The sequence below is a fragment of the Geobacter sp. genome, assembly GCF_030834625.1.
GTDB lineage: Bacteria > Desulfobacterota > Desulfuromonadia > Geobacterales > Geobacteraceae > Geobacter.
Genome location: NZ_JAUQXO010000017.1, coordinates 78,960 through 93,203, shown reverse-complemented (window position 1 = coordinate 93,203; position 14,244 = coordinate 78,960). Strand labels below are relative to the sequence as shown.

13 protein-coding genes are annotated in these 14,244 nt (G+C 59.6%); all 13 read left to right on the top strand.

Annotation, left to right across the window (positions count from 1 at the left end; all coding sequences use genetic code 11):
- Positions 1-34: 34 nt before the first annotated feature.
- The 13 genes from RCH91_RS03870 to RCH91_RS03810 all read left to right on the top strand — a co-directional run bounded on the left by RCH91_RS03870 (position 35) and on the right by RCH91_RS03810 (position 14,241).
- Positions 35-889, top strand: coding sequence for a hemolysin family protein (locus RCH91_RS03870; RefSeq protein WP_306533232.1), 855 nt, complete (start codon positions 35-37; stop codon positions 887-889).
- Positions 889-2,445: an apolipoprotein N-acyltransferase gene (lnt, locus tag RCH91_RS03865; RefSeq protein ID WP_306533231.1), complete on the top strand. Its 1,557-nt coding sequence runs from the start codon at positions 889-891 to the stop codon at positions 2,443-2,445. The genes RCH91_RS03870 and lnt overlap by 1 nt, the downstream gene beginning before the upstream one ends.
- An 81-nt stretch (positions 2,446-2,526) precedes the next feature.
- Positions 2,527-3,646, top strand: a protein-coding gene (gene prfB / locus RCH91_RS03860; RefSeq protein WP_306533230.1) for a peptide chain release factor 2 whose coding sequence is annotated in 2 segments (ribosomal slippage) — positions 2,527-2,595 and positions 2,597-3,646 — 1,119 coding nt in all. Because the reading frame shifts where the segments join, the coding sequence is not laid out codon by codon here.
- Positions 3,646-4,446 carry a C40 family peptidase gene (locus RCH91_RS03855; protein WP_306533229.1) on the top strand — a complete coding sequence of 267 codons (801 nt, stop codon included), beginning with the start codon at positions 3,646-3,648 and terminating at the stop codon, positions 4,444-4,446. The genes prfB and RCH91_RS03855 overlap by 1 nt, the downstream gene beginning before the upstream one ends.
- Before the next feature lie 20 nt (positions 4,447-4,466).
- A complete protein-coding gene (locus RCH91_RS03850; RefSeq protein ID WP_306533228.1) occupies positions 4,467-5,708 on the top strand; it encodes a DUF1015 domain-containing protein in 1,242 nt (413 codons plus the stop codon).
- Between the two features lie 17 nt (positions 5,709-5,725).
- Positions 5,726-6,202, top strand: coding sequence for an EVE domain-containing protein (locus RCH91_RS03845; RefSeq protein WP_306533227.1), 477 nt, complete (start codon positions 5,726-5,728; stop codon positions 6,200-6,202).
- 14 nt (positions 6,203-6,216) lie between these two features.
- A complete protein-coding gene (locus RCH91_RS03840) occupies positions 6,217-6,687 on the top strand; it encodes an FKBP-type peptidyl-prolyl cis-trans isomerase (protein WP_306533225.1) in 471 nt (156 codons plus the stop codon).
- 52 nt (positions 6,688-6,739) lie between these two features.
- Positions 6,740-7,723, top strand: a complete 984-nt coding sequence (locus RCH91_RS03835) for a DUF4140 domain-containing protein (protein WP_306533224.1) — start codon at positions 6,740-6,742, stop codon at positions 7,721-7,723.
- Between the two features lie 125 nt (positions 7,724-7,848).
- The gene (lysS, locus tag RCH91_RS03830) at positions 7,849-9,324 is read left to right on the top strand and encodes a lysine--tRNA ligase (protein ID WP_306533223.1); all 1,476 of its coding nucleotides are present in this window, start codon (positions 7,849-7,851) and stop codon (positions 9,322-9,324) included.
- Positions 9,325-9,398: 74 nt separating this feature from the next.
- Entirely contained in the window at positions 9,399-10,670 is a 1,272-nt protein-coding gene (locus RCH91_RS03825; protein ID WP_306533222.1) for a lipoprotein-releasing ABC transporter permease subunit, read from the top strand.
- Positions 10,663-11,340 carry an ABC transporter ATP-binding protein gene (locus RCH91_RS03820; RefSeq protein WP_306533221.1) on the top strand — a complete coding sequence of 226 codons (678 nt, stop codon included), beginning with the start codon at positions 10,663-10,665 and terminating at the stop codon, positions 11,338-11,340. The genes RCH91_RS03825 and RCH91_RS03820 overlap by 8 nt, the downstream gene beginning before the upstream one ends.
- A gap of 55 nt (positions 11,341-11,395) precedes the next feature.
- Positions 11,396-13,654 (top strand): outer membrane protein assembly factor BamA, encoded by a 2,259-nt coding sequence (gene bamA, locus RCH91_RS03815; RefSeq protein ID WP_306533220.1) that lies wholly within the window; start codon positions 11,396-11,398, stop codon positions 13,652-13,654.
- A 65-nt stretch (positions 13,655-13,719) separates the two neighbouring features.
- Entirely contained in the window at positions 13,720-14,241 is a 522-nt protein-coding gene (locus tag RCH91_RS03810; protein ID WP_306533219.1) for an OmpH family outer membrane protein, read from the top strand.
- Positions 14,242-14,244: the final 3 nt, after the last annotated feature.

The following is a 14,244-nucleotide window of genomic DNA, read 5'->3' as shown; positions in this document are numbered from 1 at the left end:
TACGCCAACACACGACAAAGGAGGAACACAGGCCTTGGACGAGGGCTCTGGCAGGAAAAGCTCCGGACTGATTGACATGTTTGGCAGGTTTCTGACCGGCAAGAAACGGATCACCGAAGAGGAGATCCAGGAGATCATCGACGCCAGCGAGGAAGAGGGGCTCATCAATCCGGAAGAGAACGAGATGATCCGCTCCATCTTTGCGCTCAGCGATACGGTGGTCAGGGAGATCATGGTGCCGCGCACCGACATGGCCAGCGTCTCCGTCGACACCTCGGTGGGAGAGGTTCTGAGGACCATCATAGCCTGCGGCCATTCACGGATTCCGGTGTACGACGGGACCGTCGACAACATCACGGGTCTCATCTACGCCAAGGACCTCCTCAAGTACTGGGGGATGAGCGACGCATCCATCAATATCAAGCGGATCATGCGGACCCCCTACTTCATCCCCGAGACCAAGAACCTGGAAGAGCTCCTCCAAGAGTTCAAGCGCAAGCGGGTCCACATCGCCATCGTCATCGACGAGTACGGCGGCACATCGGGGCTCGTCACCATCGAAGACCTCCTGGAGCAGATCGTGGGGGATATTCAGGACGAGTACGATCTGGAGGAGGACTGGCTTGTGGAGGAACCCGACGGCTCGGTCCTTGTGGACGCCCGGCTCCCCATCGAGGAGTTGGAGGAGCGCTTCGGTATCGAAATCGAGCGTGATAAGTTCGACACCGTGGCCGGCCTCATTTTCCATCTGACCGGTCGGATTCCGAAGGTGGGCGAGGAGATCGAGAACGGCACCCTCCGGATGACCGTTCTCGAAGGAGGCGAGCGGAACATCAGGAAGGTGCGTGTGATCCGTCGGACCGGCGCTTCTGAGGAGACCGAGGGGTAGTGGACTACCACAGATTACGGATGCCTGATTTTGACGCCATTCCCCGGCGCGACTACCTGATGGCAATTCTCTCTGGTGCGCTTCTTGCTCTCTCGTTTCCGAGTGCCGGTATCTCCATCTTCGCCTGGGTCGCGTTCGTGCCGCTCCTTCTCGCCTGTGGCCGGAAGGATCCCCGCAAGGCCTTCCGCCTTGGCTTCGTGGCGGGTCTCACAGCCTACGCGGGCATCCTCTACTGGATCACCATCGTCGTCACCACCTACGGCAAGCTTCCGTGGATAGTGAGCCTTGGTGTACTTTCAATGCTCGTGTCATACCTGGCCCTTTACCCGGCCCTGACAGCCTACCTGGTCCGGCGGGGGGAGGAGCGGGGTATTTCACTCCTCATTTCGTTCCCGTTCATCTGGGTGGGGCTTGAGTACGTGCGGGCCTTCCTCGTTACCGGGTTCCCCTGGGCAAGCCTCGGCTACACCCAGTACCGGACTCTCCCCCTTATCCAGATCGCCGACGTTACCGGGGTCTATGGCCTGAGTTTTCTCATCGCCCTGGCGAACGTGGTTCTCTACCGGATCATCCGCGGTTTTGCGGCACGGGAGCCGGCTCCCTACCCGGTGAAGAGCGCCGTGTTTCTGATTGCCCTGCTCCTTGCCACAGTTGCCTACGGTTTCAAGCGCCTCCATGTCCCCGAGAACGGTGCGCCCTTCAAGGTGGCCCTCATCCAGGGGAACATCGACCAGAACGTAAAGTGGGATCCGTCGTTCCAGGAAGAAACTGTTGCCATCTACGAGAGGCTTTCGCGCAAGGCATGCGCCGCGGGGCCGGCAGATCTCCTGGTCTGGCCCGAGAGCGCCGCCCCCTTCTACTTCCAGGACGAGGCGCGGTATGCCTCCCGCATCAAGGATTTAACCAAGGAGCTCAACACCTGTGCCGTGGTCGGGAGTCCCGCCTACGAAAATGATGGGGAGCGGTTGAAGTATTTGAACAGTGCCTTCCTCCTCTCTCCGTGGGGTGACGTGATTGGCCGCAGTGACAAGATCCACCTGGTTCCTTTCGGCGAGTACGTGCCGATGGCGAAACTCCTCCCCTTCGTCAACAAACTCGTGGCCGGCATCGGCGATTTCTCGCCCGGTGCACAGATAGCCGCCCTGGACACCGGCAAGGGGAGGATCGGCATCCTCGTCTGCTTCGAGGGAATCTTCCCGGAACTCTCCCGGGCCTACGTGCAGGCCGGAAGCCGCCTTCTCGTCAACATCACCAACGACGCCTGGTTCGGACGCTCGTCGGCACCCTACCAGCATCTCTCCATGACTGTCTTCCGTGCCGTAGAGAACCGGGTGCCGCTGGTGCGGGCGGCCAACACCGGCATAACCTCTATCATCGACAGTAAGGGGCACATCCGGGGAATGACGCCGCTCTTCCAGGAGGCGGTGTTGAACGGAGAGGTGAGGCTGGGCGAGGGAGTGACCTTCTACAATCGCCACGGGGACATCTTCGCCTGGGGGTGTCTCGCTGTGGCGGCAATCGTTGTTGTTATCGCGTTCAGGAGGAAAAAACTCTAGGGCCTGAGTTTTCCACCCGGGAGAGGGCGCAGCAAGCAGCGCCCCTCCATGGATTATCACCATCATCACAAGGAGTCATGGATGTTCAGAGAAGAAGTAGCCCGCGTCGAAAATCTCTCGGAGAGAATTGCCAAGCTCCGGGGGTCTCTTTGACATAGATCGGAAGCGGGAAGATATCCAGGAGATGGAGGCCCAGATTGCGGTCCCCGGCTTCTGGGATGACAATGAGAAGGCCCAGCAGGTTCTCAAAGAGCGCACCCGGATCGAGAAGATAGTGGATATCTGGGATCGCCTCAGCCGGCAGACGGAGGATATCCGGGTCCTGATCGAGCTTGGCGAGGAGGTCGCCGACGAGGCGACCCTCGACGAGGTCCGGGGGCTCAATGACCAGCTTGAGAAGGAGGTGGAGGGGGCCGAGTTCCAGCGGATGCTCTCAGGACCCCATGACAAGAGCGCTTGCTTCTTCTCCATCAATGCCGGCGCCGGCGGCACCGAGGCCCAGGACTGGGCCGAAATGCTCTTGCGGATGTATCTCCGCTACTGCGAGCGCAAGGGGTGGAAGACGGAGATTACCGACTACCAGGCCGGGGACGAGGCAGGGGTCAAGTCGGCCACCTTTACCGTTGACGGTGAGTATGCATATGGCTATCTTAAGGCCGAAGCCGGCATCCACCGTCTTGTACGGATTTCTCCCTTTGATTCGAACGCCCGGCGGCATACCTCCTTCGCCTCGGTCTTCGCCTTCCCCGAGATCGAGGATGATATCGAGGTGACTATCGTCGAAACGGATTTGCGGATCGACACGTACCGCTCCAGTGGTGCCGGCGGCCAGCACGTCAACACCACCGATTCGGCCGTCCGTATCACCCATATACCCACGGGCCTCGTGGCTGCCAGCCAGTGCGAGCGGAGCCAGCACATGAACAAGGCGACCGCCATGCGGATGCTGCGGGCCAAGCTCTACGAGAAAGAGCTTCAGGAGCGCGAGGCAAAGGCGGCCGAGATTGGCGGGGAGAAGAAGGAGATCGGCTGGGGGAGTCAGATCCGTTCCTATGTCCTTCACCCTTACAAAATGGTGAAGGACTTGAGGACCGGTGTTGAAACCGGCAATACCGACGCGGTTCTGGACGGCGGCCTGGAGGAATTCATCGTTGCCTTCCTCATGGGGGTGCGCCGCGACGTGAAGGATACCATCGACTGATGCAGAAATTCGTCGTTCTTCTGACAGTATTTGTCGTCATTTCCATTCTGGCAGCTACCGGTTGTGCTGCCCCGCGGGCCGGACTTTCCCGGGTGGGGCACGCCATACAGGTCGGCGCCTTCTCCGAGGTGAAGAACGCCGAGCGCCTGGCGGCCCAGCTCCAGGTGCGGGGGATAGAGGCATTCTATTTCAAGCGCGACAATGGCCTCTACGCCGTTCGTTTCGGTGATTTCCCGTCCAAGCAGGCAGCCCAGAAGGAAGCCCGGAAGCTGGTTTCCGACGGACTCATCGGGGCCTATTTCATCGCACCTCCCCAGGAGCTTTCCGGCAAGCGCGAAACCGTGGTGAAGCGGGAGCCGGCGACTTCCATCGGTCGTCCCCCCGTGGAGCCCCGCAAAAAACAGCCCGAATCCCCGAAGGGGGACAAGGACATGGGGCAGATTGCCGCGCGCACCGCCGAGCGGTTTGTGGGGATACCCTACCGCTGGGGAGGCAACACGGTGGTGGACGGGATGGACTGCAGCGGCTTTGCCCGCGCCGTCTACAACCTCTGCGGCGTCAACATCCCCCGCACCTCCCGGGAGCAGTTCAAGGTGGGGGACCCGGTGGGTCGTGACGACCTGAAGGATGGCGACCTGGTCTTTTTCGGCGCTTCCGAAGACAGTATCAACCACGTGGGAATCTACGTGGGAGACAGAAGGTTCGTCCATGCTCCCCGCCGTGGGGATGACATCAAGGTATCCTCCCTCGACGAGAGCTACTTCGCCAAGAAGTTCATGGGCGGCCGCCGTTATTTCTGATAGAGACACGAGGTAATTCCATGGCACTGATCAAACCGTTCCGGGCACTGCGCCCGCCTGAATCCCTTGCCGAGAAGGTGGCTGCTCTCCCCTACGACGTCATGAACGTCGAGGAGGCAAAGGCCATGGCTGCGGGCAATCCCTACAGTTTCCTCCACGTCTCGCGTCCCGAGATTGATCTCCCGGCAGAGATGGACCCCTACGCCGAGGAGGTGTACGAGCAGGGGCGGGAGAACATGAAGCGTTTCATCGCTGAGGGGACCCTTATCCAGGACCGGGATGAATGCTACTACGTCTATCGCCAGAAGATGGGGGCCATCGAGCAGACGGGCCTCGTGGTCTGTGCCGGGGTGGACGACTACGAGAGCGGCGTCATTAAAAAGCACGAGTTGACCCGGGCCGACAAAGAAGAGGACCGGGTAAAGCACATCGATTACCTGGACGCAAACGACGAGCCGGTCTTCTACACCTACCGCAACGACCCCGCCATTACCGCCCTCGTGGCTGGGGTAGCGGCCGGAGAACCCACCTATCACTTCACCACCGGCGACGGTGTTACCCACACCCTCTGGATCATCGCCGAGCAGGCGGCCATCGACGATCTCACACAGCGGTTTGCCGCCATCGAAACCCTCTACGTGGCCGATGGCCACCACCGGAGCGCCGCCGCCGGTCGCGTGCGCGCATTGCGGCGGGCTGCCAACCCCGGCCACACGGGAAGCGAGGAGTACAACTGGTTCCTTACCGTCATCTTCCCCGACAGCGAGATGAACATCATGCCCTATAACCGGGCGGTGAAGGACCTGAACGGCCACTCCGTCGCGGAGCTGATAACCCGCATCGGCGACTGCTTCGCCATAGCGCCGGCGGCCAAGGGGTTCGCGCCGTCCCGGCGGCACGAGTTCGGCATGTACCTGGAGGGGCGCTGGTATCAGCTCGTCGCCAAGCCGGGCACCTTCGACGAGGGGGACGCGGTGTCCCACCTGGATGTGTCTATCCTTCAGAACAACCTTCTAAGCCCGATCCTGGCCATCAGCGATCCCCGTACCGACCAACGGATATCCTTCGTCGGCGGCATCCGGGGGACGGAGGAGCTGAAGCGGCTCGTGGATGGCGACGACTACCGGATCGCCTTTTCCCTCAACCCCACCTCCATGGAAGATCTCATGCAACTGGCCGACGCCGGGCAGATCATGCCTCCCAAGTCCACCTGGTTCGAGCCGAAACTTCGCAGCGGACTCTTCGTCCACCAGCTTTCGTAGCATCGTGGGGACTGTCCGTGACGCGTAATCGCCGTTTCTGGCTCTTCAAGACTGAGCCATCCTGCTTCTCGTTCGATGACCTGAAGCCGCGCCCTAGCAGCAGGGAGCACTGGGACGGGGTGCGGAACTTCCAGGCCCGGAACCTGCTGCGGGACGAGATCAAACCGGGGGATGGCGTCCTTTTCTATCACAGTAGCATTCCTGAACCGGCGGTCGTTGGCATCGCCGAGGTGGTGAGCGAGGGGTACCCCGACGGGACGGCCCTCGACCCGGCCTGCGAGCACTTCGATCCGCGGGCGAGCCGTGACAACCCAATCTGGTACATGGTTGACGTGAGGTATGGCCGGCCTTTCAAGCGGCCGGTAACCCTCGCCGAGATGAAGATGCATCCCGAACTGGCCGGCATGGTGCTTCTCAAGCGGAGCCGCCTGTCGGTCCAGCCGGTGACGCCTCACGAGTGGGAGTACATCCTCCGCCTGGGCGGAATTGATTGAGCAGGGAGGTTTTTGTGAGATCCGTTGAAAAACTGCTGGTTCTGTTTCTTTTCATCACCGGGGTGGCCATCGCCGCCTGCTCCGACAAGGACGCCAAACCGTCGGGGGAGGCCAAGCCTGCCACCGCAGCGGCACCGGCGTCCGCCGTCACGACCCCGTCCGGGCTTTCCTACGTGGATCTCGTCATTGGCAACGGTCCCCAGCCTACTGCGGGCAAGCCCGTGAAGGTTCACTACACCGGCTGGCTTGAGAATGGCACCAAGTTCGACAGCTCCGTTGACCGGGGGGAACCCTTCGTCTTCACCGTTGGCGCCGGTGAGGTGATCCCCGGCTGGGACGAAGGGGTTCTGACCATGAAGGTGGGAGGCAAACGGCGGCTCATCGTTCCGTCCCAGCTTGGGTATGGCGCGGCAGGCGCTGGCGGCGTGATCCCGCCCAATGCGACGCTCATCTTCGAGGTGGAGCTGCTCGGCGCCGAAAAGTAGCCGGCATCTATTGACGTCGCACGTTGCACAACTGAACTGCCAGGGAGGGCTTATGCGAGTTCTGCTCATTGTAGTCATGGTGTTTTTGGTTGCATCACCGGTCACGGCTGCCCCCGCAAACGTCACGTACTATCTGGACGGTACGCGGGTCGAGGGTGTGGCCCCTGCCCCCAAAGGCTACCTGGAGCTACCGCTTCCCGGCACGTACATCACCGGTTCCTTCCGCGTGCGGCCCGCTGGGTCGGGCTCTGTCACAAGGGTTGACGTAATCCCCACGCGGCCCGACTCCAAGGCAGACAAGGAAATGAAGGAGCTCACCGAGCGGCGCCGTGCCCTTGAAGACCGACTGAAGGCCCTGGAAGTTCGTCAGGAAATCTTCAAGGCGGCCGCCAAGTCCCAGAGCAGCAAGGCACCCCGCAAGACCAAGAACAACCCTGAGCCCCTTGAAACCATCAGGAAGGGGACCGACTATGCCGTTGCTCAACTGGAGGAAGTCTACCGGGGGCGACGCCGGGCGGAGGAGGGGCTCAAGGCGGTCGATGCCCGCATGGATGCCCTTAAGAAGGAGGGGGGGATCGGCGGCAGTGTCGCCCGGATATGGCTGTCGGGGAAGGGAGGAGCTTCCTACAGTTTTCTCACCACGGGGATTGGCTGGACCCCCTTCTACGATTTCAGGCTAGCCGGCAACAAGATGGTAGAGGTGACGGTGAAGGCCCAACTTCCTGGAACCCAGAGGGACAAGAAAGCGTCGGTCGTGGCCCTGAACGTCGCCGAGGCGACGCCGGGGGGGCCTGCCGTTTCCGTTTCCGGGCACCTTGCGCCGGTGGCCAGATTTACTCTTCCCGTCGAGCGGGAAGAGCCCTTCCAGGCTCCCCAGGGTGGGGTGAGTTTCGCCTTCAGAAACACGACTGGCGAACGTCTGGTTGCGGGAGGGGGGGCGTGCTATCTGAACGGGGAGTATCTGGGGCCGGTACGCTTCGAGGGTAGTTCGCCCGGAGAAGTGCGCGAAGTAATCGCGGGAAGCATTCAGGAGTAAGCAGGCGCAACCGGGAGCCACAGCGAGGCTCCCGGGTTTTGTCTTGACTTGGCTCTGCCCGTGGGCTAATTTGTCGGATTGTTAAACCGGCCGAAACCTGCACCGAGAAAGGGATTACACGTCACATGGAAGAACTGAGCGAGTTGCTGCTCCAGAGGCGGCGCAAGGTCGATGCCCTCTGGGAAGCGGGAATCAACCCCTATCCGAACGACTTCAGGCCCCAGCATACGTCGGCAGACGTTGTCGCTGCCTTCGGCCATTGCGAGACGATTGAAGAGGGGGCTGCCACCTTTGTTGTTGCCGGGCGGATCATCGCCTTCCGTTCCTTTGGCAAGGCCGCCTTCATCCAGCTCCAGGATCGCAAGGGGCGCATCCAGCTCTACGTGCGCAAAGATACCGTCGGTGCCGACTCCTTTGAAACCTTTGAATCCTTCGATATCGGTGACATCATCGGCGCTACCGGAACTCCCTTCCGGACCAAGACCGGCGAGCTCTCCCTCAACGTCAGCGAAGTCAGGCTCCTCACCAAGTCGTTTCTTCCCCTCCCCGAAAAGTTCCATGGTCTCACCGACGTGGAGACCCGGTACCGCCAGCGTTACGTTGACCTGATCGTGAACCCCGAGGTTCGCGAGGTTTTTTTCAAGCGTTCCCGGATCGTCAATCTGATTCGCGAATTCATGGTTTCGCACGATTTCCTCGAAGTGGAAACGCCGATGATGCAACAGATCCCCGGCGGCGCCACGGCACGCCCCTTCGTCACCCACCACAACGCCCTCGACATGGAGCTTTTTCTTCGCATCGCGCCGGAGCTCTATCTCAAGCGTCTCGTGGTCGGAGGGTTCGACCGGGTCTTCGAGATCAACCGCAACTTCCGCAACGAAGGCATCTCGGTTCGCCACAATCCCGAGTTCACCATGATGGAGTTCTATCAGGCCTACGCCACGTTCGAGGACCTGATGGACTTCACCGAGAGGCTCCTGAGCCATGTTGCCCAGGAGGTGCTCGGGACCCTTGACTTTACCTATCAGGGGATGGAGATCAGCTTCCAGCGCCCCTGGAAGAGGCTCACCGTCAAGGAGGCGATCCTGGAGTACGGCGACATTGACGCCAAATCCCTGGACGACCGTGACCTGGCTTACGCCTATGCCCAGCGGATCGGGCTCGATCTGCCGTCCGACGTGGGCTACGGCAAGCTCATCACTGAGATTTTCGAGGAGGTGGCCGAGGCGAAGCTGATCCAGCCAACCTTCATCACCGCGTATCCCACTGAGGTGTCGCCCCTTTCCCGCAAGAGCGACAAGGACCCCGAGATCGTCGACCGCTTCGAGTTCTTCTGTGCCGGTCGCGAAATGGCCAACGCCTTTTCGGAGCTGAACGACCCGGTGGACCAGAAGGAACGCTTCCTTGGCCAGGTTGCCCAGAAGGTCAAGGGGGACGAAGAGGCCCATTATATGGACGAGGACTACATCAGGGCCCTCGAGTACGGGATGCCGCCGACGGCTGGAGAGGGGATCGGGATCGACCGCCTCGTCATGCTCCTGACCGACTCACCCTCCATCCGCGACGTCATTCTCTTCCCGCAACTGCGCAAGGAAAAATAGCAGGGACTGGGGTCAGGGACGGGGTTTCAGGTTACCCAATCCCTCGGCCCCATTCCCCCATCTCAGGTTTACCAATGTCCTACGAGCTCTTCATCGGCCTCCGCTACCTGAAGGCCAAGCGGAAGTCGACTTTCATATCGATCATCACCTTTATCTCCACAGCCGGGGTAGCCCTCGGGGTGATGGCCCTCATCATCGTGCTGGCAGTCATGACCGGCTTTGAGGAGGATCTGAAGGAAAAGATCCTCGGAACCAATGCCCACGTGGTTGTCCTGAAATCCAGCGGCACCATGGAAGACTATCCAGCACTCATGGCCCGGCTGAAGGGGGTGAAGGGGGTTGAGGCCGTCACTCCCTTCATCTACAGCCAGGTCATGCTCTCCTCCGGCTCCAATGTCTCCGGCGTGGTGCTCCGGGGCATCGACGTCAAGACTGATCCTTTGGTGACCAACCTCCATCGCTCCCTTGTGGAGGGGAAGCTGGGAGATCTGGAGCGCTCACCTCTCCCCCTCGCTTCCCAGGAATCGCCCCGGCCGGGCATCATTATCGGCAGGGAGCTTGCCCGATCGCTCAATATCTACACCGGCGACACAATCAACGTCATTTCACCCCTGGGGAACATCACTCCCCTTGGCATGGTGCCGAAAATGAAGCAGTTTCGGGTTGTGGGACTCTTCAACACCGGCATGTTCGAATACGATTCCACCCTTGCCTACGTGGGACTTGGCGAGGCCCAGCAGTTCCTTTCCCTGGACCATGGGGTGACCGGCATCCAGCTCAGGGTGAAGGACGTCTACCGGACCGGCGAGCTGGTCCAGCAGATCAACCGCGAGCTGGGTTTCCCCTTCTACGCCCGGGACTGGATGCAGATGAACAAGAACATTCTTTTTGCGTTGAAGACGGAAAAGATGGTAATGTTCATCATTCTGACCCTGATCGTACTGGTCGCCGCCTTCGGCATTGCCTCGACGCTCTTCATGGTGGTGCTGGAAAAGACCAAGGACATTGCGATCCTCAAGTCCATGGGGGCCACGGGGCGGAGCATCATGAAGATTTTCGTGCTGGAGGGGCTCATCATCGGTATCGCCGGAACCCTCATCGGCGTCACCGGGGGGCTCCTCGTGGCCTACAACCTTGAGCCGATCGTCGGTGCCATACAGAAAGTGACCGGTTTCGAGCTTTTCAGCAAAGACGTTTATTACCTGGATCATTTCCCCTCCCAGGTGGTCCTGTCTGACGTTCTCCTGATCTCCGTGACGGCGGTGCTCATATCGCTCGTGGCGACCCTCTACCCGTCATGGCAGGCATCAAAACTGCCACCGGCGGAGGCGCTGCGCTATGAGTAGCCTCCTTGAGGTGGCCGACCTCACGAAGAGCTACGGTTCAGGGGAGACCCGGGTTGATGTGCTGAAGGGGATCAACCTGACGGTGGCAGAGGGCGAAACCATCGCCCTTGTCGGAGCTTCCGGCACCGGCAAGAGTACGCTTCTTCACATCATGGGAACTTTGGACCGTCCCACGTCGGGAAATGTGCTGTTTGGCGGGGAAGATGTCTTCCGGTTGAGTGAAGCAGCCTTGGCCACCTTCAGGAACCGCTCCATCGGCTTTGTGTTCCAGTTCCATCACTTGCTTCCCGAGTTTACGGCCGTCGAGAATGTCATGATGCCGCTCCTTATCGCCGGCATGAAACGTTCCGAGGCCGCGGTGCCTGCCCGGGAACTGCTGGCCGAAGTGGGGCTTGGCCACCGTCTTACCCATAAGCCCGGCGAACTCTCCGGAGGCGAGCAACAGCGGGTCGCCATCGCCCGGGCATTGGTTCTCTCGCCGAAGCTTCTTCTGGCGGACGAGCCCACCGGCAACCTGGACATGAAGACCAGTGACGAAGTGCACGAAACCCTCGATGGTATTCACCGGAAGCGGGGGGTAACACTCGTCATCGTTACCCACAATGAGAAGCTTGCTTCCTGTATGGGAAGAACGGTCCGTCTTGTGGACGGTCGTGTGGTTTCAGACTAGCGCGGCACAACCCGCGCGTTAACCAGGATGTACATTCCATTCTCCCGGGGGAGAAGTGATTCAGTTATACGCAACCAGAGCAGGTGTTGTGGCGACGGTCGTCCTTGCGGCCCAAGGAGCCTTTGCCGAAGGGGAGAAAATCTCCGACCTTCAGGTGAGGGGCAACCGAAGGATCGATACGGCGGCCATCCTCAATGCCGTGAAGCTGAAGACGGGCGACCTCCTCTACGTGGAGAAGGTCGACGCGGACATCCGCGCCATCTACCGACTGGGGCAGTTTCAGGACGTGAAGGCCGAGACGGAGAAGGCTGACGGTGGCGTGGTTCTCGTCTATACGGTGGTCGAGAAGCCGATTATTCGCGAGATCAGGATCGAGGGGACCAAGCAAATCTCCACCGACAAGGTCAGAGAGGCCCTCGGTCTCAAGACCAACAGTATCTTCTCCCAGAAAGAACTGACCCAGAGCGCCAAGAAGGTCAAGAAACTTTACTCCGACGAGGGTTATTACCTGGCCGAGGTCGACGTGAGGAGCGAAAAGCGCTCCGACACCGATGTCGGGGTGGTAGCCACCATTACCGAAGGGGAAAAGGTACTCATCAAGTTCATCCGGTTCGAGGGAAACAGGTCCTTCACCGAGAAGAAGCTCCGCAGCGTCATGGAGACCAAGGAGAAATGGTTCCTTTCCTGGCTCACCGGCGCCGGTACCTATAAGGACGAAGTCCTCAAGAACGACGTGAACCTCATCGCCGACCTCTACTTCAACAACGGCTACGTGAACGTGAAGCTGGGGGAGCCCGAGATCAAGCTTCTGGACGACCGTAGCGGCCTTGCTGTGACCATAGGAATCACCGAGGGTGACCAGTACAAGACCGGCTCCATCGGGTTCAAGGGAGACCTTCTGGAGAAGGAAGAGGTTCTCGCCCAGGGGCTTCGGCTCAAGAGGGGGGAAATTTTCAACCGCGCCAATCTTCGGGCCGACGTGTTGAGCCTCACCGACCTCTATGCAGACAAGGGGTACGCCTTCACCAACGTCACTCCTCTTTCCAAGATCAACCCCGACCAGAAGACTGTCGACATAACCTTCGATTTCGAGAAGGGGGAGAAGGTCTTCATCGACCGGATAACCGTCCTTGGCAACACCAAGACCCGGGACAAGGTCCTTCGGCGCGAGTTGAAGGTGGTCGAGGGGGAAAATTACAGCAGCACCGGCCTCAAGAAGAGCAAGCAGAGCCTGATGAACCTCGGCTTCTTCGAAGAGGTAAACATTGCCACCGCAAAGGGAAGCGCCGACAACAAGCTCGATGTAAATGTTGAGGTGAAGGAGAAGCCGACCGGAACCTTCAGTATCGGCGCCGGTTACAGCTCCCTCGATGGTCTCATCGGCCAGGGCTCGGTATCCCAGGGAAACTTCCTGGGGCTTGGCCTCAAGGCGAACCTGGCCGCCTCCCTGGGTGGCGAGTCGTCCACTTACAACGTGGGGCTCACCGATCCCTACTTCCTGGACACCCGCTGGACCCTGGGGGCTGACCTCTACCGCACCGAACGGGAATACATCGATTTCACCAAGCGGGCAACCGGTGGTGATATCAAGGCCGGGTATCCGTTGAGCGACACCATGCGTACCCTCTGGATGTACAAGTTCGAAGACAAGAAGATCTTCGACGTCAACACGGAGAGCGATGAGATCATTCCTGAAACCACTTCCACCACCAGTTCCATCTTCGGGAGCTTGACCCGGGACACCACCGACTACCGCCTCGACCCTACCCGGGGGATGGTGAACAATGTGTCCATAGAGGTTGCCGGCCTTGGCGGAACCAACAAATTTATACGCTACATGGGTGATACCTCGGTATTCTTCCCCCTGAAGTGGAGCACGGTTCTCACCCTCAAGGGTAGTCTCGGCTACATCCAGGGCATCGGCGAGGATATCTCCATTGACGAGCGGTTTTTTGCCGGCGGTATCAATACGATCCGCGGTTACGAGGGGCGAAGCATCAGCCCCTACACAATTAATTCTTCCGGTGATCCGTCTTACACCGGCGGCGACAAGGAAGCCATCTTCAACGTGGAGTATAACTTCCCCCTTCTCAAGGATGCCGGGCTCAAAGGGGTTGCCTTTTTTGATGTGGGGAACGTCTATAATGATAATGAGAACATGTTCTCCAGTTTCAGGATGAGCTACGGTGCCGGCATCCGCTGGGTATCCCCCATGGGGCCGTTGCGTCTGGAGTACGGTATCCCCATTAACCCCCGGGATGGCATAGACAAGTCCAGCGGCCGGTTCGAGTTCTCCATCGGGAGCTTTTTCTGACAGTCAGGACGCGTAGCGCTCGCTATGATATCTTTCGCAGTATTACGGCACGAAAGGAAGAAACAATGAAAAAGTTCGTAACAGTTGCATCTATCGTGGGTTCTCTGGTACTTGCTTCCGTTGCCCTTGGGGCCGACGGAGGCAAACTCGGCTACATCGACATGCAGAAGGCCCTCAATCTCTCCGACTCGGGCAAAGAGGCCAAGGAGCAGCTTGCCGCCAAGGTCAAGAAGTACCAGGACGAGATCAATGCCAAGCAGGAGGAGTTGAAAAAACTCAAGGAAGACCTGGAGAAGCAGAGCGTTCTCCTGTCCGAGGCTGCCCGCGGCAACAAGGAGAAGGACTACCAGCAGAAGCTCAAGGAGTTCCAGCGCTTTACGAAGGACGCCCAGGACGAGCTTCAGGCAAAGGACGAGGAATATACCAAAAAGATCATCGAGGAAATGGAGCGGGTGATCCAGGATTACGGCAAGAAGAACGGCTACTCGTTCATTTTTATCCGGAACGAGGGGATGATCTACGTGGACGACAAGTCCGACGTGACTGACGAAATCCTCAAGCTGTTCAATTCCTCCCGGAAGAAGTAGAAC

Coding starts and splice junctions, on each gene's coding strand:
- RCH91_RS03855 (WP_306533229.1), top strand. CDS start 3,646: ATGCAGAAATTCGTCGTTCTTCTGACAGTATTTGTCGTCATTTCCATT.
- RCH91_RS03850 (WP_306533228.1), top strand. CDS start 4,467: ATGGCACTGATCAAACCGTTCCGGGCACTGCGCCCGCCTGAATCCCTT.
- RCH91_RS03835 (WP_306533224.1), top strand. CDS start 6,740: ATGCGAGTTCTGCTCATTGTAGTCATGGTGTTTTTGGTTGCATCACCG.
- lysS (WP_306533223.1), top strand. CDS start 7,849: ATGGAAGAACTGAGCGAGTTGCTGCTCCAGAGGCGGCGCAAGGTCGAT.
- RCH91_RS03825 (WP_306533222.1), top strand. CDS start 9,399: ATGTCCTACGAGCTCTTCATCGGCCTCCGCTACCTGAAGGCCAAGCGG.
- RCH91_RS03820 (WP_306533221.1), top strand. CDS start 10,663: ATGAGTAGCCTCCTTGAGGTGGCCGACCTCACGAAGAGCTACGGTTCA.
- RCH91_RS03810 (WP_306533219.1), top strand. CDS start 13,720: ATGAAAAAGTTCGTAACAGTTGCATCTATCGTGGGTTCTCTGGTACTT.